The organism is Alistipes sp. AF48-12 (assembly GCF_003477565.1).
GTDB classification, from domain to species: Bacteria; Bacteroidota; Bacteroidia; order Bacteroidales; family Rikenellaceae; genus Alistipes_A; species Alistipes_A hominis.
Genome location: NZ_QUDJ01000001.1, coordinates 195,379 through 213,747 on the forward strand (window position 1 = coordinate 195,379; position 18,369 = coordinate 213,747).

General features: G+C 57.4%; 18 protein-coding genes and 1 pseudogene. 11 read left to right on the plus strand and 8 right to left on the minus strand.

Annotation, left to right across the window (positions count from 1 at the left end):
• Nucleotides 1-103 precede the first annotated feature (103 nt).
• The 4 genes from DW082_RS00885 to DW082_RS00900 all read left to right on the plus strand — a co-directional run bounded on the left by DW082_RS00885 (nt 104) and on the right by DW082_RS00900 (nt 4,679).
• Entirely contained in the window at nt 104-820 is a 717-nt protein-coding gene (locus tag DW082_RS00885) for a GDSL-type esterase/lipase family protein (RefSeq protein WP_259335444.1), read from the plus strand.
• A gap of 22 nt (nt 821-842) precedes the next feature.
• Entirely contained in the window at nt 843-1,391 is a 549-nt protein-coding gene (locus DW082_RS00890) for a GNAT family N-acetyltransferase (protein WP_101572166.1), read from the plus strand.
• 254 nt (nt 1,392-1,645) lie between these two features.
• Entirely contained in the window at nt 1,646-3,175 is a 1,530-nt protein-coding gene (gene gltX, locus DW082_RS00895) for a glutamate--tRNA ligase (RefSeq protein ID WP_118456916.1), read from the plus strand.
• Nucleotides 3,176-3,365: 190 nt separating this feature from the next.
• Nucleotides 3,366-4,679: a retropepsin-like aspartic protease gene (locus DW082_RS00900; protein ID WP_101572162.1), complete on the plus strand. Its 1,314-nt coding sequence runs from the start codon at nt 3,366-3,368 to the stop codon at nt 4,677-4,679.
• Nucleotides 4,680-4,726: 47 nt separating this feature from the next.
• On the opposite strand, the gene rlmH is transcribed toward DW082_RS00900, so the two are convergent.
• From rlmH to DW082_RS00920, 5 genes and pseudogenes are all read right to left on the minus strand, one after another.
• Nucleotides 4,727-5,200 carry a 23S rRNA (pseudouridine(1915)-N(3))-methyltransferase RlmH gene (rlmH, locus tag DW082_RS00905; protein ID WP_101572160.1) on the minus strand — a complete coding sequence of 158 codons (474 nt, stop codon included), beginning with the start codon at nt 5,198-5,200 and terminating at the stop codon, nt 4,727-4,729.
• Nucleotides 5,197-6,789, minus strand: coding sequence for a glycoside hydrolase family 2 TIM barrel-domain containing protein (locus DW082_RS00910; RefSeq protein WP_118456974.1), 1,593 nt, complete (start codon nt 6,787-6,789; stop codon nt 5,197-5,199). Before DW082_RS00910 ends, rlmH begins: the two co-directional genes overlap by 4 nt.
• A gap of 35 nt (nt 6,790-6,824) precedes the next feature.
• Nucleotides 6,825-8,130, minus strand: a pseudogene (gene der / locus DW082_RS00915) (ribosome biogenesis GTPase Der).
• Between the two features lie 62 nt (nt 8,131-8,192).
• Entirely contained in the window at nt 8,193-8,555 is a 363-nt protein-coding gene (locus DW082_RS14800; RefSeq protein WP_259335445.1) for a DUF4954 family protein, read from the minus strand.
• Nucleotides 8,552-10,045 carry a DUF4954 family protein gene (locus tag DW082_RS00920; protein ID WP_259335446.1) on the minus strand — a complete coding sequence of 498 codons (1,494 nt, stop codon included), beginning with the start codon at nt 10,043-10,045 and terminating at the stop codon, nt 8,552-8,554. Before DW082_RS00920 ends, DW082_RS14800 begins: the two co-directional genes overlap by 4 nt.
• A 153-nt stretch (nt 10,046-10,198) precedes the next feature.
• On the opposite strand from DW082_RS00920, the gene DW082_RS00925 reads away from it, so the two are divergent.
• From DW082_RS00925 to DW082_RS00955, 7 genes are all read left to right on the plus strand, one after another.
• Nucleotides 10,199-10,621, plus strand: a complete 423-nt coding sequence (locus tag DW082_RS00925) for a nucleoside recognition domain-containing protein (protein ID WP_118456918.1) — start codon at nt 10,199-10,201, stop codon at nt 10,619-10,621.
• Nucleotides 10,621-11,154: a hypothetical protein gene (locus DW082_RS00930; RefSeq protein WP_118456920.1), complete on the plus strand. Its 534-nt coding sequence runs from the start codon at nt 10,621-10,623 to the stop codon at nt 11,152-11,154. Before DW082_RS00925 ends, DW082_RS00930 begins: the two co-directional genes overlap by 1 nt.
• Before the next feature lie 100 nt (nt 11,155-11,254).
• Entirely contained in the window at nt 11,255-12,169 is a 915-nt protein-coding gene (locus tag DW082_RS00935) for a hypothetical protein (RefSeq protein WP_055205712.1), read from the plus strand.
• Nucleotides 12,170-12,480: 311 nt separating this feature from the next.
• The gene (locus DW082_RS00940; protein WP_101572150.1) at nt 12,481-14,175 is read left to right on the plus strand and encodes a SulP family inorganic anion transporter; all 1,695 of its coding nucleotides are present in this window, start codon (nt 12,481-12,483) and stop codon (nt 14,173-14,175) included.
• Between the two features lie 330 nt (nt 14,176-14,505).
• A complete protein-coding gene (locus DW082_RS00945; protein WP_409049066.1) occupies nt 14,506-14,925 on the plus strand; it encodes a lipocalin family protein in 420 nt (139 codons plus the stop codon).
• Nucleotides 14,926-15,106: 181 nt separating this feature from the next.
• Nucleotides 15,107-15,409, plus strand: coding sequence for a GNAT family N-acetyltransferase (locus tag DW082_RS00950; protein WP_182424055.1), 303 nt, complete (start codon nt 15,107-15,109; stop codon nt 15,407-15,409).
• 11 nt (nt 15,410-15,420) lie between these two features.
• On the plus strand, nt 15,421-15,648 hold the full coding sequence (locus tag DW082_RS00955) for a (4Fe-4S)-binding protein (protein ID WP_118456926.1): 228 nt from the start codon (nt 15,421-15,423) through the stop codon (nt 15,646-15,648).
• 65 nt (nt 15,649-15,713) lie between these two features.
• On the opposite strand, the gene DW082_RS14805 is transcribed toward DW082_RS00955, so the two are convergent.
• The 3 genes from DW082_RS14805 to DW082_RS00965 are packed head-to-tail and all read right to left on the minus strand — an operon-like array spanning nt 15,714 to nt 17,882.
• Complete coding sequence (locus DW082_RS14805) at nt 15,714-16,469, minus strand: MFS transporter (RefSeq protein ID WP_259335447.1); 756 nt, start codon at nt 16,467-16,469, stop codon at nt 15,714-15,716.
• Entirely contained in the window at nt 16,451-17,176 is a 726-nt protein-coding gene (locus tag DW082_RS14810) for an MFS transporter (protein ID WP_259335448.1), read from the minus strand. The genes DW082_RS14805 and DW082_RS14810 overlap by 19 nt, the downstream gene beginning before the upstream one ends.
• A 1-nt stretch (nt 17,177) precedes the next feature.
• Complete coding sequence (locus tag DW082_RS00965) at nt 17,178-17,882, minus strand: SOS response-associated peptidase (RefSeq protein ID WP_118456928.1); 705 nt, start codon at nt 17,880-17,882, stop codon at nt 17,178-17,180.
• Nucleotides 17,883-18,369: the final 487 nt, after the last annotated feature.

Sequence of the window (18,369 nt, forward strand, 5' to 3'; positions counted from 1 at the left end):
TCGAAAGCGGCGGCGCCATGTAATAATAAAAAGGCGCCGCCGCTTTTTTTGTACGGAACCGATAAAACCATTACCTTTATTCGAAAATAAAACCTTTTCATCCGTGAAAAAAATCTTCCTTTGCCTTCTGACAAGCCTATGCCTGTCGGGAGTCTCCGCCCAACGAGACTGGGCGCAATTCGCAAAATACGAAGCGGCGAACCGGCGGATCGACTATCCGGTCAAAGCCGTCTTCATGGGCAATTCGATTACCGACAACTGGGCGCTGATGGATTCCGTATTTTTCGCCGAACACCGTTTCGTCGGCCGCGGCATCAGCGGACAGACTTCCGCCGAAATGCTGGTGCGCTTCCGGCAGGACGTCATCGGACTGTCGCCCGAAGCCGTCGTCATCATGGCGGGCACGAACGACCTGGCCCAGAACAACGGTTACATCGCATTGGAAAATATCTTGGGCAACATCGCCTCGATGTGCGAACTGGCCAAGCTCCACAAAATCCGGCCGATCCTCTGTTCCGTACTGCCCGCTTACCGGTTCGGCTGGCGACAGGAAGTTCCGGCGGCCGACCGGATCATCGAGTTGAACGGAATGATCGAGCGGTACGCCCGGGAAAACGGCATCTCTTATGTAAACTACCACTCCGCCCTGAAGGACGGACGGAACGGCCTGCTGGAGAAATACAGCGGCGACGGCGTACACCCCAATCCGGAGTGCTACAAAATCATGGAAGCGATCGTTCTGCCCGTTATCGACAAAAAACCGGCAAAAAAAGTCGCCGTCCGTACCGGCGGCGCGAAAAAGCATAGCTGGGACCGATAACCGGCCGCAAGTCCATCGCCCGATGACAACCCGATACCTCGAAACGCCCCGGCTGATCCTGCGCGACTGGCAGGACAGCGATCTGCTCCCGTTCACCGAAATGAACGCCGACCCGAAAGTCATGGAATATTTCGTAAAACCGCTGACCGCCGAGGAATCTTCCGCTTTTTTCCTCCGCATCCGGAACGAACTCGCCGATTTCGGTTACGGAGCATATGCCGTCGAACGGAAAACGGACGGAAAGTTCCTTGGCTTTACCGGCCTCCACCGGATTCCGTTCGAAGCGGACTTCACTCCGGGAATCGAGATCGCCTGGAGGCTGATCCGCGAAGCATGGGGCAACGGATATGCGACCGAAGCGGCCGCCGCCTGCCTGGAATATGCGGACAAACGACTCGGTCTCCGGGAAATATACGCTTTCACGACCCTCCAGAACCGCCGGTCGGAGCGAGTCATGCAGAAGACAGGTATGCAACGGATCGGAATATTCGACCATCCGCTGCTCGATACCCGGCATCCGCTACGAAAACATGTGTTGTATAAAATAAACTTTCAGAGTTTACAAAAATAAAAGTTATGCCATCCGGGATAAAAGTACGTTTCCCGGAAACGCCCCCGGCGAACCGGCCTCCCTGCAACGACATAGCAAATAAAACCCTCCCGATCCAAAACTCTTTCGAATAGATTTCCTATCTTTGCAGGCGGTCGATCCGGAGTAAAACCGTGTAAACCACGCCGAACCGGAATCGGCCGGCGACACGCGTCGCGACAGACCGCAGCATGTGCCGTCCACATCGTCATCCCGCAAAAACAATTTCTAAAAATATGTCTTGCAATAAAAAAGTCAGAGTCCGTTTTGCGCCGAGTCCTACCGGCCCCCTGCATATGGGAGGCGTCCGCACGGCGCTGTACAACTACCTTTTCGCGCGCCAGCACGGCGGCGACTTTATCCTTCGCATCGAAGACACCGATTCGCACCGATTCGTACCGGGAGCGGAGAGCTATATCATGGAGTCGCTCAAATGGTGCGGCATCACGATCGACGAAGGCATCGACGAGGGAGGCCCTCACGCCCCGTACCGCCAGAGCGAGCGCAAAGAGATCTACCTGAAATACGCCTTGCAACTGGTCGGATCGGGCGACGCTTATTACGCTTTCGACACGCCCGACGAACTGAACGCGATCCGCGCGGAAGCCGAAACAGCCGGCAAAACGTTCGCGTACAATTACGAAGTGCGCACCCGGCTGGCCACGTCGCTGGCCCTGTCGGACGAAGAGGTCAAACGCCGCATCGCCGCGGGCGACCAGTGGGTGATCCGTTTCAAAATGCCCGAAAACGAGGAGGTGCGGATGCACGACCTGATTCGCGGCGACGTGACGGTACACACTTCGACGCTGGACGACAAGGTGCTCTACAAATCGGCCGATGCGCTGCCGACCTACCACCTGGCCAACATCGTCGACGATCACCTGATGGAGATTTCGCATGTGATTCGCGGCGAAGAGTGGCTGCCGTCGCTGCCGTTGCACTACTTGCTGTACCGCGCGCTCGGCTGGAGCGACACGCAGCCCGAATTCGCCCACCTGCCGCTGCTGCTGAAACCTACCGGCGGCGGCAAGCTGAGCAAGCGCGACGGCGACAAGATGGGATTCCCGGTATTCCCGCTGCAATGGACGTCGCCCGAAGGCGAGACCTCGCACGGCTACCGCGAAGACGGGTATTTTCCGGAAGCATTCGTCAACATGCTGGCACTGCTGGGCTGGAATCCGGGAACCGACCAGGAGATCTTCTCGATGGACGAACTGATCGGCGCCTTCTCGCTCGAACGCGTCAGCAAGAGCGGCGCCCGGTTCAACCCGGAAAAAGCGCACTGGTTCAACGCCCAGTACCTGCACGCCAAATCCGATGCGGAACTGGCCGCGCTGTACGCCCCGATCCTGAAGGCGAAAGGGGTGGACGCCCCGGCCGCCAAAACGGCCCGGGTGATCGCGCTGATCAAACAGCGCGCGACATTCGTCAGCGATTTCTGGAATCTAACCTCGTTCATGTTCGTCGCGCCGGAGCAATACGATCCCAAATCGACCGCCAAATTCTGGAAAGGCGAAAATCCGACGCGGATCGCAGCGCTGCGGACGCTGCTGGCAGGGATCGACGACTTCTCGAAAGAGAACACCGAAAAAATCGTATTCGAATGGATCGCGCAAAACGAATATCCGATGGGACAGGTGATGAACTCGTTCCGACTGGCCATCGTGGGTACGAGCTCCGGCCCGAGCATCCTCGACATCTGCAAGATCATCGGCAAGGAAGAGACCTTGCGCCGTATCGACAAAGCGCTCGAAACGCTGCGATAACCGACCGTTTTTGATCGTACCGGCAGCGCGTTTCCGTCTCCGGACGATCGGCCGCGCTGCCGCGTAATCCGACCGAAAAATTCCGTTTTCCCAAAAATCGCCGTCCCAACGGACGGCGATTTTTATTTCGGCATCCGGACGATTATTCCCGTTTTATTCATTAAATTGCCGTAAATAACTGCCGAATACCATGAAATTTCCGAAATTTCTCCTGGCGATGACGATCGCTTCCTCGTCCGTTTTCGTTTCGGCGCAACCGCCGGACGAGAACGTCGCCGACCTGTTCAACCGTCAGGATTGGCTTACGCTCGAAAAAATATTTCCCGAAATAAAAGACAGCATCCGGGATCCGTGTCTGCGGTATATGACGCAGTCCTTACTGGACTGCTCTTTCAACCGCCCCCGACAGGCGCTGGGCGCACTCGACACGCTGATGGGCCCCCTGCTGGTAAACATGAGTTTCTCGAATATTCCGAACATGGTGCTTTTCCGCTGCGAAGCGATGCGGCTCAATAAGAAATACGCGGCGGCGGCGGACTATCTCGACAGCTTTTTGCGCTACCTGTCGGCTACGATGGATATCTCCCGATTCCCCGAGCACCTGCAAATGTCCAGAATCCTGAACGGGCTGCGCGACGCCCCGGCTCCGGAGATCGTTCGTCCCGAACGCGACGTACGGCTGCCGCTGGCGATTCGGCCCGTCGTCGTCAAAGGCCGTACTGAAGGAGCCCACTTGTCCGTTCCGGTCGCAATCAACGGCAAAACTTACCCGTTCACGCTCGACACAGGAACCGGGACGACGGCAATTTCGCAACGCCTGGCCGACGAACTCGGACTGCGAACGATCTGCGATTCGATCCGAATCGACGGAATAGGCTCCCGCCTGGGGAGCCTCGCAATCGCCGACAGCCTTTGTGTCGGGAACATCGTATACAAAAACCCCGTGGTCGCCGTACTTCCGCCGAATCCCGCAGTAGACACGCTGCTATACATAGACGCGATCCTGGGACGCGACCTTCTGATAGCGGTCGGAGAGGTGCAGATCTACCCGAAAAAGAAGAAAACCGTTTTCCCGGCCACGCCCACGCCCTCCCCTCTGCCGGAAAAGAACCTCGTATTGATGAACGGAGGAGACCCTTACCTCGAAGCCTGGTCGGGCGACGAGCGGCTGCTGATGCTCTTCGACACGGGAAACTCCACGGGCGGCATGTATCCTTCGTATTATAGGAAACACAAAGAGAGGATAGAGACAGAAGGCGCGCCGGACACCGTGCTGGTCGGCGGCATGGATCTGTACACCGCAACGGTTTACCGCCTGCCCGGATTTCCGTTACGGACGTGCGGTTCGGAGATCGGAATCGACAACATGATTGTGGAAACAGCCGAAAACGGCCCTTCCCGTACGGGACAAAGCGGGGACGGCGTACTCGGCATGGATTTTATCCGGCAATTCCGCAAAGTGACGATCAATTTCAGCCAAATGTACGTAGCCGCGGAGAAATAAGCCCGGTCGAAACCGGCACGCCGTCCGGACACTTCCGGAATCCCCGTCTACTCGTGATGATAAGGCTCGTTGCGGATGATCGTGAAAGCGCGGTAAAGCTGTTCGGCGAAAATCGCGCGGATGATCTGGTGCGAAAAGGTCATCCGCGACAACGATATGCTTTCGTCGGCCCGGTCGTAGACCGTTTTCGAAAAACCGTAAGGGCCGCCGATCACGAAACAAAGCCGACGGACGCCGCTGTTCATCCGCTTTTGCAACCACATCGAAAACTCGACCGATCGCATTTCGGCTCCCTTTTCGTCCAGCAACACCACGTAATCGCCGTCGGCGAACTGCCGCATCAGCAGCTCGCCTTCCTGCCGTTTCTGGCTTTCGGCCGAGATGTTGCGCGTATTTTTCAGGTCGGGCAGCGTGACGAGCGTCACCCGGGTATAAAAATTCAGCCGTTTCAGGTACGTCGCGACAAGGCTCTGTATTTCGGCGGAATCCGTCTTGCCGACCACCAGCAGATCGATGTTCATCGGCGAGCGGCGCTTTTGGGTTTAACGGCCGTTTTGGAACGGGCCGCCGGCGCCGGTGCGGCATCCAGCAGAGTTTTCGCATCCCGCACTTGCGGGAACGGAAAATCGCTGTTCCACTCGCCCTGCACGTCGCGGTAGGTGACATGATGCAACGAATCGGCCCCTTTGAGCCACTGGTAAGCCTTGTACATGTTATAACCGTTGCCGGACATTCCGCCCATCGACAGGGCGATCACCGACGTGTAGTTTTTACTGCGTCCCTGCATACCCGCCACCCGGTCGATGAACTGCGGCAGGAAAGCGGGATCGTTGGCCACCGAACCGCCCACGTTCCGGTCGTCTTTCCTGAACCCGGCGTTGATGTTGGCCTGGTCGATCACGTAAAATCCGATCCGGTCGCACAATTCGTAAAACCAGTGCGGCTGCGGGTAGCTGACGCAAAGCGTATTTACCCGCTGGTTTTTCAGTATCTTCAACTGCCGTTCGGTCGCGGCGGCATCGGCCGCAGCATCGTAATCGACCGCCGACAGTTCGGCCTTCTTATCGTTGATCCACAGTTCGCCGTCGCGCAGTTCCGCGTGATTGAACCCGAATTTCAACGGAATGTATTCGGTGATCCGGCCGTCCCGCCGGGTGTAGAGCATCAGTTTGTACAGGCTCGGCCGTTCGGGCGACCAGGCCGTGCTTTTCCAGATATTTTCAAGCACTTCGCGGCAGGCCAGCGTATCGGTGCTGTTGCCGGGAATCTCCGTATCGATCAGGTTGTAGGTAAGCAGCTTGCCGGTCGGCGAATAAATATCGTAGCCGAACGTGATTTTCTCGGCGCTGCGGTACGAGTTCGACATCACGACGGCGAAATCGACCCAGCCGTGCACTTTCGTCGTATCGCTCTGCGTCCGGATCACGAAATCCTCGATCCGCAGCTTGGGCTGCGAATAGACGTACACCCCGCCGAGACTCCCGGGTTGCAACTGCGGCAGCAGCGTCTCCATCCAGTTGCCGGTCGAATAACCGTAAACTTCGATCCCGATCGTGTTCACCCCGTCGGTAACGGCTTCCGAGATCGGAAATTCGGTCGGCGTACGGCTGTCGTCGCTGTATCCGATGCGCCGGTCGTTGACATACACCGTATAGGCTCCGCCGACCCCTTCCACATGGATGAACATATCCCGGTCGAGCCACAGGTACGGCACGTCGATTACCGCCCGGTACTGCACCAGCGGAATCTCGGCCGGCAGTTGCGGCGGCGTCAGCGCCTCCAGCGGGGAAAGCCCCTGCACGACCGACGTGTTGGGTACGTCGACCTCCTGCCAGGCCGTCGATGTAAAGGCGGGTTTGTAGAAACCGGGCTCGCCGCCCTGCCGCGTAGTCGAAACAATCGCCCGCCACTTGCCGGCGAGCGACACGTAATGCGGCGCATTGGCCGGATCGCCGGTCTCGCCCGCTTCACGGGTCGGATAGCTGATAAACTCGGGGCGCGAATCGGCTTTGCCTTCGCCGCCGACCGACGGATTGTTCCATACAGGCACCTGGGCGGCCAGCGAACAGGCCGCGCAGCAAACTGCCAATAAGCAAACTGATTTTTTCATGAATGCGAACGATATCATTGGTGAAAATGCCCGCTTTATTTCTGGCGGAAAAAGATCTGGATCGGCACTCCCTCGAAGTCCCATCGTTCGCGGATCTTATTCTCCAGAAAACGGCGGTACCCCTCTTTGATGTACTGAGGCAGGTTGACGAAAAACGCAAACGACGGCGTGGGCGACGCCAACTGCGTAACGTATTTGATCCGGATATATTTCCCTTTGGTAGACGGCGGCGGCGTCTCCTCGATAATCGGCAGCAAGTATTCGTTCAGCGCCGAGGTCGGGATCTTGCGTATCCGCGAATAGTAAACCCGCATGGCCGTTTGCAGCACGTCGAGGATACGCTGTTTGTTCGTCACCGACGTGAAGACGATCGGCACGTCGCTGAACGGGGCGATCCGCCGGCGGATCGCTTCGGCGAACTCCTTCATCGTGTTGCTCTCCTTCTCGATCAGGTCCCACTTGTTGACCACGATCACGCACCCCTTTTTGTTACGGACGACCAGGTTGAAAATATTCAGATCCTGCGCCTCGATACCGGCCGTCGCGTCGAGCATCAAAATGCAGACGTCGGACGATTCGATCGAACGGATAGAACGCAGCACCGAGTAGAATTCGAGATCTTCGGTCACCTTCGCCTTTTTGCGCAGCCCGGCCGTGTCGATCAGGTAAAAATCCATACCGAACTTGTTGTAGCGCGACAAGATCGAATCGCGGGTCGTCCCGGCGACCGGCGTCACGATGTTGCGCTCGGTGTCGAGCAGGGCATTCGTCAGCGACGACTTGCCAACGTTCGGACGCCCGATCACGGCAAACTTCGGCAGGTCGTCCGCCTGCTCCGCCCCGGCATCCTCGGGCAGCGCCGCGACCACCGCATCCATCACTTCGCCGGTTCCGCTGCCGCTCATCGCCGAAATGCAGTACGGGTCGCCGAGTCCCAACGCGTAGAACTCGTGCGAGGAGTATATCTGGTCGTTGTTGTCGATCTTGTTGACCACGAGGATCACTTTTTTCGAAGAGCGCCGAAGCAGGTCGGCCATCACCATATCCAAGTCGGTAATCCCGGTAGACACCTCCACGAGAAACAGGATTACGTCGGCCTCCTCGATCGCCAGCACCACCTGCTTGCGGATCTCGGCCTCGAAAATATCCTCTCCCCCCCATGGCGTATCCGCCGGTGTCGATCACGGAAAACTCGCGGCCGCACCAGTCGGTCGTACCGTAATGCCGGTCGCGCGTGGTGCCCGCCGAATCGTTGACGATCGCTTTGCGCATCCCGACCAAACGGTTGAAAAAGGTGCTCTTCCCGACGTTGGGACGACCTACTATCGCTACTATACTCATATGCTTCGTTAAAAATTTCCGGATTTGGCCCGTTACCGGCAAAGATAGGTATTTTTTCGGAACTATACTTTCGGTTCGCCGCGCACGGCCCGGAAATCTTCGGCCCGGCGCTCCCCGTCGTCGATCCCGTAGCCGACCGACATGGCCGGGGCGAAATCGCGACCCGCATCCTGTGCAATGGCCGCAGCGAGCGCAGCGCGGTCCCTGGCGCCCTGTTCGACCAACGACGCGATGTCGTCCGGCGTGATCCGGTCTTCCGACTTACCGAGGAAAACGGCCAGCGCATACAACGCCCACCGCCGCTCGTCCGATCCGTAATCCCGGTCGATACTTTCCAGTTCCCCGACGAAAGCGTCCGTATCGGCCACCGCTCCGGCATCGACCCGGTCGAGCAGCGCTTCGATCCGGCTTTTCGGCGCAATCATCCCCGCCAAATCAATCCATTCCCGCATCGACGGATCGGGCGGCACGTCGCCCCCTTCGGCAAACAGTTCGCGAGATAGCCGCGCAACGCCTGAGTATAGAGCATCAGTCCCTTCTTCAGCGAATGCATCTTGATCTTCACCCGATTCCACGTCACCACTTCAGCGGTCGGATACCTCTCCATCAGCGCGCGGCACTCGCCGATCGCGTCGAGCACCCGGCCCGCAGTGTAGGGATTCATCAGCTCGTAACGGATGATGTCGTGCGCCACGCCCCGCCGCCGGTCGCGCGACGGCCATTTCCCGATATCCCGCGCAGTACCGTAGCTGCGCAGATTGACCCCCGGCAACAGAATCGAGTCGTCCGCCTCTTCGAGCAGGTACGAAAACGGCATTTTTTCGGTATCGTGATGATTGTAGTGTCGTCCGGTCACAATCGTAAAAACGCCGGTGCTGGCCGGCAGCAGCACATAGGCATCGCTGCCGAACTTACACCCGCGCAGATGCACGCCCTGATGCACCGGCCCGGACTTATACATGTGGTTGCTCTGATTGGCCCCGCTGCCGGCGTTGAAAAACGAAAAATACCCGGCGATCAGCAGCGTCGCGCGGTGATGCGACACCGTATAAGGCCCGGCGAACACCGCGCACGCTTCGCCGTGATTGCAATGGCTGTTGGCGAAAAACAGCGAATTCTCGGCCGAAAAACCGTTCTCAATCACAACCCCTTCGCCGACGAAACAACGACGCAGCATCGAACCCGTATCGACCCGCGCCGAACACGCCAGGATGAAATCGGACGCCGTCACGCCGGCGCCCACCGTCGACGGCGACTGCGGCGTGCTGTTGACCGTCCCGTTGCGTAGGGACGACGCGCCGTCCACGACGGCGGACTCCCCGACCGCTACGTTGAACAGCGACAGCGTATTGACGATCCGGCTGTCCGCGCCGATCGTCCCGCGCCGCGAAACGCGCCGTTCGGCATAACCGGCGATCATCGCATTCATCCGCCGCACCGTCTGCGGACGGTGACGGTACATCGCGATCACATAGGCGATCTGCGCCGTCAGTCCGTCGAATATCGGCACTTCGCGCCCTCCCGCCTCGTTGACGGCCGCCACTTCCACGCCGTTGCCGAACGCCGTTGCCCCGTCGCAAATCATCTCGCCGACATTCTCGATCACCGCCCGGTCGCCGATATCGTAATTGGCGACGTAACGGCCCACATTGGAGATCAGCGCGTCGTCGCCGACCGTACAGTCGTGCAACGCGGCCCGGTAAACCCCGGAACGGCGCACCACGCCGCCGGGCAACGGAATCTCCGAACCGTTGCCTCCCAGCCGCACGCTTCCGCTGAAATGTACTGTACGAACGAATTCGGGCCGAAACCCGTCCGCCACTTCGACCTGCTCCCAACTCTCCGACGTACACCCCTGGGCCGACAAAACGGAGATTTCGGCCTCCGTCAATTTCCGATAGGATTTACCTTCCATGCAATCTCGTATGCTTTGTCATTCGAACCGGACAAATGCCCGGCATTTACCAGAACGGACGGAACCGCTCCAAAAGTACGCAATCCTTTTTATTATTCACAAATTATGTCGTAGCTTTGTCTGCTGGCCGGCGAATGGCCGCACCCCAAAGTCATGGAACAAAACTCATTCCGAATCCGCCTGCTGCGCGCCGTAAGCGAAGCCATGCGACCCGCCTGGCGGACAGCCGTATGGGTAATCAAAATGGTCGTCCCGATCACGCTGGCCATCTCGATACTGGAGCACCTCGGCGTAATCGGCCGGATCTCGGAATGGATCGCCCCGCTGTTCGGACTGGTCGGACTGCCCGGCGACAGCGGACTCGTATTCCTGACCGCCGCACTGTCGAACAACTTCGCCGCGGTGGCCATCATCGCCACGCTCGGCTTCGATTACCGGAGCGTAGTCATCCTGGCGGTCATGGCATTGGTCTGTCACTGCCTGATTATCGAATCGGCCATCCAGCACAAAACGGGGGCCTCCGGATTGAAGATGACCCTGCTGCGGATCGGCATGGCTTTCATCGCCGCGGCCTGATGAACCTGATTCTGCCCGAACACATGACGGGCAGGTTGTTTCTGCCCCCGGCCGGAGTATCTCCCGAAACCTGGGCAGAAGCGGGACTGTTGTGGCTGAAAACCATCCTGCCGCTGTCGCTGAAAATCGGGATCATCATCGTCTCGCTGAACATCCTCCAACGCATCCTGCAGGAGTTCCGGCTGCTCGACCTGCTGACCGTCCCGCTGCAACCGCTGATGGCCGTGTTCGGACTGCCCCGCTCGACTTCGTTCCTGTGGATCATCAGCAACGTCGTGGGACTGACCTACGGCGGCGCGGCTCTCGTCGACGAAATCCGGCGCGGCGCGATCAGCCGGGAAGATTCGCGGCTGCTGAACGCGCACGTCGCCATCTCGCACAGCCTGCTGGAAGATACCGCTATCTTCTACTCGATCGGGGTAGGGCTTTTCTGGCTGCTTGCGCCCCGTATCATACTGGCGATCTGCACGGTATGGATCATCCGCCTGTTCGTCCGCCTGCGGAACCCCCGCCGCAGCATAGCGCCCGGATAAAATTCGCAAACGCGTCGTGCAACTTTTAGAGAAACAATAACATCTCATTAGAATACGTTATGTAATTTTGAAAATGAACATAAAACTACGTTAAAAGCACATGAAAAGACTTCTTTTACTCCTGGGATGCGTCGCGGCATTCTCTTCCTGCCTGAAAAACGATAAATTCGAACGCGACATGACCAGCACCGGTTACATCATCTACTCGTCGGCGGCCAAACAAACCCTCGTAGCGCTCGACCCGTTCAACGTCGCTTTCAGGCTGAACATCCTGATCGCCGAAGGAGACGGGGACTTCAACGCCGCGCCGGGCGAAATCCGGCAAAGAATGTTCAGCACGGGAACCGTCATCTCTTACGACGAAACCCGCGCCAACTACAAGCTGGTTTTCAACAGCGGTTCGATCTCCGGCGACTATCCCCGAAAAGGAACGATCACCATCTCGACAAACGGTTACGGCTCGCTGGCAGAAGCGGGCGCGCGCTGGGATATCTACCTTTCGGACTCTTACGCCATGTTCAGCGACAGCAAAGCGATCTACACCTCTTCGAGCACCTATTCGGTCACGAATTCGGGCGATAATACATGGCAGGTAAGCATCCAACAACTCGTCTCGGTACTGCCCGACGCGGGTATCGTGGAGGGTTCGGACGGTTCCGAAATCAAATTCGAATCCGACTGGACCGCTTCTTACACGATCAAACAAGAGAAAGGAACTCAGAAGTTAACGGACGTCCGGAACTCGATTTTCACCATATCGACCAGCGTATTGAACGGCAAAACGATGTACCTGCCGGCCGATCAGTTGAACGTTTCGACGCCGAAGCCGTTCCAATTCAATCCGGCTTGCTCGGCTTCGGCCCCGGTAGGCAACGGACTGATGACGATCAGCCTCGCCAACGACGACGAAATGATGAGCAACTACACGACCGCCGAAGTGATGGGAGGAGACCAGTTGAACACCTGCTTCCCGAAAATCAAAATCTCGTACGGCGGATACACGACCGAATATTAGTATACGCGCAACTCCCTTAAATAAAACGCCCGCGAAAATCTCAGAATTTTCGCGGGCGTTTTCGTATCCGGGCTTCAATCGCACCGGGCCGACAAATGCCAGGCACAAAAGAACCGCGAACAAGAAACGACACCGTCCGGACACACATATAAGCCTCATAACAAACCTTTTACAATCATCCTCCCTATCCGAAAGCCAGACACAACGCCGGTCTTCTTCTTCACAAAATAATAAGATTCGCGGGAATAATGGTTAATTTTAGTTACTTTTGCACATTTTTCAAACCAAAATCAATCAATCGATTCGGGTCGATGAAAACATTTACGTTCCGTCCGAAACTTTTCAGTTCGCTGAAAGGTTACTCGAAAGAGACTTTTACCGCCGACCTAATGGCCGGCATCATCGTCGGCATCGTCGCGCTGCCGCTGGCTATCGCATTCGGCATCGCGTCGGGCGTCTCTCCCGAAAAAGGGATTATCACGGCCATCATCGCCGGGTTCGTCATCTCGCTGCTGGGCGGCAGCAAAGTACAGATCGGCGGCCCCACCGGAGCCTTTATCGTGATCGTCTACGGTATCATCGCCCGTTACGGCGAAACCGGACTGATCGTAGCGACGATCATGGCCGGCGCGATCCTGGTCATGCTCGGCGTCTTCAAGCTGGGCACGGTCATCAAATTCATCCCCTACCCGATCGTCGTCGGATTCACCAGCGGCATCGCGGTTACGATCTTCACCACGCAGATCAAAGACCTGCTCGGACTGAGCGCGGACTCCGTCCCGGCCGATTTCCTACCCAAATGGCAGTGCTATTTCGAAAATATCGGCACGGCCGACCCGCTTTCGGTCGTCGTCGGAATAGGCAGCATCGCCATCATCGCCCTATGGCCTCGCATCTCGAAAAAAATTCCCGGTTCGCTGGTCGCCATCTTCGCAATGACGCTTCTTACTTACCTGCTCAGACGGTACGCCGGAGTCACCTCGATCGAAACGATCGGCGACCGTTTCCAGATCAGCGCATCGCTTCCGGGAGTCGCCGTACCCGACATGAGCTGGGACGTAATCAAAGGCCTGTTCCCGGCGGCCGTCACCATCGCCGTACTCGGCGCGATCGAGTCGCTGCTGTCGGCCACCGTCGCCGACGGCGTAACCGGAGACAAACACGATTCGAATCAAGAGCTGATCGCACAGGGCGCCGCCAACATCGTCACGCCGCTTTTCGGCGGTATTCCGGCAACCGGAGCCATCGCCCGCACGATGACCAACATCAACAACGGCGGAAAAACGCCGGTCGCGGGACTGATCCACGCCGCGGTATTGCTGCTGATCTTGCTGTGTCTCGGCCCGCTGACCCGGCACATCCCGATGGCCTGCCTGGCCGGAGTCCTGGTGATCGTCGCCTACAACATGAGCGAATGGCGAACGTTCAGGGCGCTGATGTCGAACCCGAAAGCGGACGTAGCCGTGCTGCTGGTCACGTTCCTGCTGACCGTCCTGTTCGACCTGACCGTCGCCATCGAGGTCGGACTGGTGATCGCCTGCCTGCTGTTCATGCGCCGCGTGGCCGAAACGACGAACATCTCCGTACTGAAAGACGAGATCGATCCGAACGCCGACGCCGGCATCTCGCTGGGCGCGGAACACCTCGTCATCCCGGAAGGAGTCGAAGTTTACGAGATCGACGGGCCCTTCTTTTTCGGAATCGCCAACAAATTCGAAGAACAGATGGTCGCGCTCGGCAACCACCCGCAGATCCGCATTATCCGGATGCGGAAAGTCCCGTTCATCGACTCGACGGGGATTCATAACCTGACCAACCTGTGCCGGATGTCGAAACGGGAAGGCGTACAGATCATCCTCTCCGGCGTAAACCCGACCGTCCACCGCACGCTCGAACAGGCCCGGTTCTACGACCTGATCGGGAAAGAAAATATCTGCAGCCACATCGACCTGGCGCTCGAACAGGCCCGCAAGGAACTCGCCGCACGGCATCCGGGAAAAAGATAACCGGAGACGGCGCCTGCAAAAACCGTTCGCAACGGATAATCCGTTGCGGACACGGAAACCGTAACCGCCAAGAACAAAAGAAACGGCGCGGTTTTTCGGAATTTATTTTTTACATTTATCGGGTCAACCGAAACGTATGTTTTTCAATATTCTAAAAATCAACTCATGAAAAAATCGAATCTGCTTGTCGGCACTCTGACGGCAATCGCCGCCGGACTAACGGCCTGCGCACCGGAAACGCCGCAATCCATACACGGCATCGTAACGGACGCTTCAATGAACGATATCCTGGTAGTCACCGATCAGGGCGACACGGTAGCCATCAGCACGATGGATGCCGATCCGGCGAAAGTGCCGGGCGTACTGGTCGACGATTCGGTCACGGTAACCTGCATCGGAGAAAAAGTCGGCGGCAACCGGATCCTGAAAGCGACGGAACTTGTCGTAACCGCTCACTCGCCGTACTACTACATCCAAGGCAAATGGATCGAACCCAACCCGATCAACGCCGACGAGGTGCAGGGCTTCGAACTGAAACAGGACGGCACGGCCTCGTCGATCAACATGGCGACCCTCGCTTTCCAGCAATGGAACCTGGAAAACGGCGAACTGCTGCTCAAAAGCCAGAGCATCGGCAACGGACAGACGATCGAGGGAACCGACACCCTCCGGATCGACAAGCTAAACGCCGATTCGCTGGTGCTTTCCCGCGACGGCAACGTGCTGTGGCGCCTAGCAAGACAGAAATAGAGATTCGTTCATATCCGAAAAATCCCCGCGGCGAATCTTCCGCGGGGATTTTTCGTTTTCTCGGAGCGTGCCGCTTCCCCTTCGCAAAAACCGGAAACCGATCGGAAAATTTTTGGCAAACAAATTGCGCTGACAAACAGAATCAACCGTAATTCAGAACAAGCGATTTAAAAAAACAGAAATTATGGAAAATTACAAACTGATCGACAATGTCGCCCTGCACCAGTACGAATTTCGCATCGGCGACCTGATCCCGAGAATCGAATACATCAAAACGAAAAACGGAGAGATTTACCTGACGCACACCGAAGTCCCGTCCGCACTGGAAGGCAAGGGCGTCGGCAGCAGCCTGGTCAGGCTGGCGCTGGAAGACATCGAGCGACAGCAGTTGCGCCTGGTGCCGCTGTGCCCCTTCGTCGCGGGATACGTCCAGAAGCATCCGGAATGGAAACGCCTCGTCATGGAAGGAGTCAACATCGCATAAAACACCGGACTATGAAAAACACGATCGAGTATTCGAACGGTGAAATCACCGTTTTCTGGCAACCGGCGCGCTGCCGGCACGCCGGAATCTGCGTAAAAACGCTTCCGGAAGTCTACCACCCGCAAGAAAAGCCGTGGATAAGACCCGAGAACGCCACGACGGAACAGCTCAAGGAGCAAATCCGGAAATGCCCGTCGGGCGCGCTGAGTTATAAGATACTGAAAAAACAATCGGTTTAAAAACCTTCCCGTCATCGAAAACCCTGCTTTCGCAGGGTTTTCTTTTTCCGATGCCGATAGCGTCTCTACTTCGAAACGTCCGTCCCCGTTCGGCCCGTTCTCCGCTTTACGAGCATCAGCAGGAACGGCAGCAGCGATGCGAGCGTAATCAGGCATACGACGCCGAAATCGTCGGTAATCCCCCCGACGAAAGTTTCGGCAGACGACAACGACTCCCGCGCGGCGTGATAGGATGTCCGGGAGGTCATGATCGCCGTCAGCATCGCGATCCCGATACTCCCGGAAAGCTGTTTGACGCTGTTGGCGATTCCGGATGCGGCGGCCATATCTTTCAGCGACAGATTTTTCAGCGAAAAAAGGTTCAGCGGCGCGAAGGTCAGTCCCATGCCGAACCCGCGCAGATAGAGCACCCACATGATGCTTCCGTGGGTCGTATGGATCGTGAAACGGCTGGCCAGGTAGAAACTGAGCGACATGACCAGCACGCCGGCGAAAACCAACGGCAGGATTTTCAAGTAGCGGGTCAGAAATCCCGACAGGGTCGACAGGATTCCCTGGATCAGCCCGACCGGCAGGAAAACGCTGCCGGCCATGATCGCCGTATATCCCAACCCCTTCTGCATGTACAACGGCAACAGGTAAGTGCCGCCCAGCATACCGATGCCGAAGATGAAAAGCACCGTCATCGCGACCCCGAAATGCCGGTCGCCGAGCAGCCGGATATTCAGGAGCGGGTGCGGATGCCGCAATTCCACCGCGATAAATACGGCCAGCGCGACGGCCGCAGCGACGAAACAGCCGATCACCTGCGGCGAAGCCATCCGTCCGGGTTGGATGGGGAATTCCCTTTGGCGAGCCCGTAGACCGAAAGCGGCATGAACAACGCGATGCTGACGAAGCCCGCCCAGTCGAACCGTCCCCGCACCGGGCTTTTCCACTCTTTCTGAACGACCGCCGACAGCGCGATCGCCAGGATGCCGATCGGGACGTTGACGTCGAAGATCAAGTGCCAACTGAAATCGTCCACCAGGTAGCCGCCGATCAGCGGCCCGAACGAAATGGACGCGGCCGCGGCCACGGCCCACAGGCCGAGCGCCAATCCCCGTTGTTGCGGCGGAAACTCGCGGGTCACGATAGCCAGTCCGAGCGACTGGATGATCCCGCTGCCGACTCCCTGCAACGCACGAGCCCCGATCAGGAAAGCGTCGCTGTCGGCCTGCGCGCACAATCCCGAACCGAGCGTGAACAGCGCCAGTCCGACGATATAGAAACGCTTGTTGCCGAACCGGTCGGCAATCCACCCCGACGAAGGCAGCATGATGGTCATCGTAATCATATACGCGGTCACGATCCACTCGGCCGACGAAATGCCGATATGAAATGCGGACATGATGGTCGGAATGCCGACGTTGACGACCGTCACGTCGAGTACCGCCATGAAGGTACCGAGCATAACCAGGCCCAGCACCCACCATTTGTAGCCGCTGCCGGCGCGCAGACGTCGTTGAAGTTCTCCGAACCCTCCCATATCAGGCCTGTGCGGATTCCGTCCGAGGTTGCAGGATCGTCGGATCGTCCGGCGACTTTTTCAGAAAACCGTTATCGATCGTTTCCGCGCGCAGCAGGCCGTCGGGCAACGGCTCCAGCAGCGACCGGACGGCCTCCTCGTCCAGCGACGGATCGAGCCACCGCTGCTGCTGCCGTCCGGTCAGGATCACCGGCATCCGCCCGTTCACATTATCGATCGAACGCATCAGTGCGTCGGCCTCGGTCGTGATGATCGCAAAAGTCTCGACCTGTTCGCCGGTATCCGGGTTCCGCCACATGTCGTACACCCCGGCCAGCGAGCAGATACCGCCCCCGGCCGGAGCGACGTAATAGGGAATCCGCCGGTCGTCCTCGTGCCGCCACTCGAAAAAACCGGTTACGGGCACCAGGCAGCGCGTTCGGCGGATCGGCTTGCGGAAAGCGGGTTTCGTAAAAACGGTTTCGGCGCGGGCATTGAACGTCCGATAGCGCAGTTCGAAAGCGTCTTCCAACTCGTCGGCCCAGAACGGGATCAGTCCCCAGCGGAACAGTTCGATCTCCAGATCGGACGTCACCACCGGATACTCCGGATAGCTGAATGCCGACACATGGTACAGGGGCTTGAACCGTTCGATCAGGTCGGCTTTACGACCGTAGCGCGCGGCGAGTTCCGACGGGCCGGCCGCCAATGAGATATGATAACACATAGGCTCTGGTTTTACCGGAATACCTGCCAATTCGGTGCCAGAAAATCCGTATCATACCGAGTCATTATGAAACAAATTGGAACTTCCTGCTAAAAACAACTATGATTAAAGCGACAACAAGGATATAAACCTTTACCCGACCGTTTAATTCCTTACAACATCCGAATCCCAAATTATTTTACTATAAACTTTTACATATCAATTATTTTGTTTAAACTTACAATCTATTTGAAAAAATTAAAAGTTCAATCATTTGTTTCGTTGCAGCCATTGGCATTGCGGCATTTTTCACAGCCCGTTCGTCATGTTCGACGAATATCGACTCCGGATTATTTCTTGTAAATGTCGAAGTATTGGCACAAGATGAAAACAAAAACGGATCCGAGGTAAAGGTAACGGGAACCTGCGAGAATGAAAAAGGCCAAAAATACGATTGTGTCGTATGTATAGGGACAGGGAGCGTCAAATGCCCATAATACTTCGATTC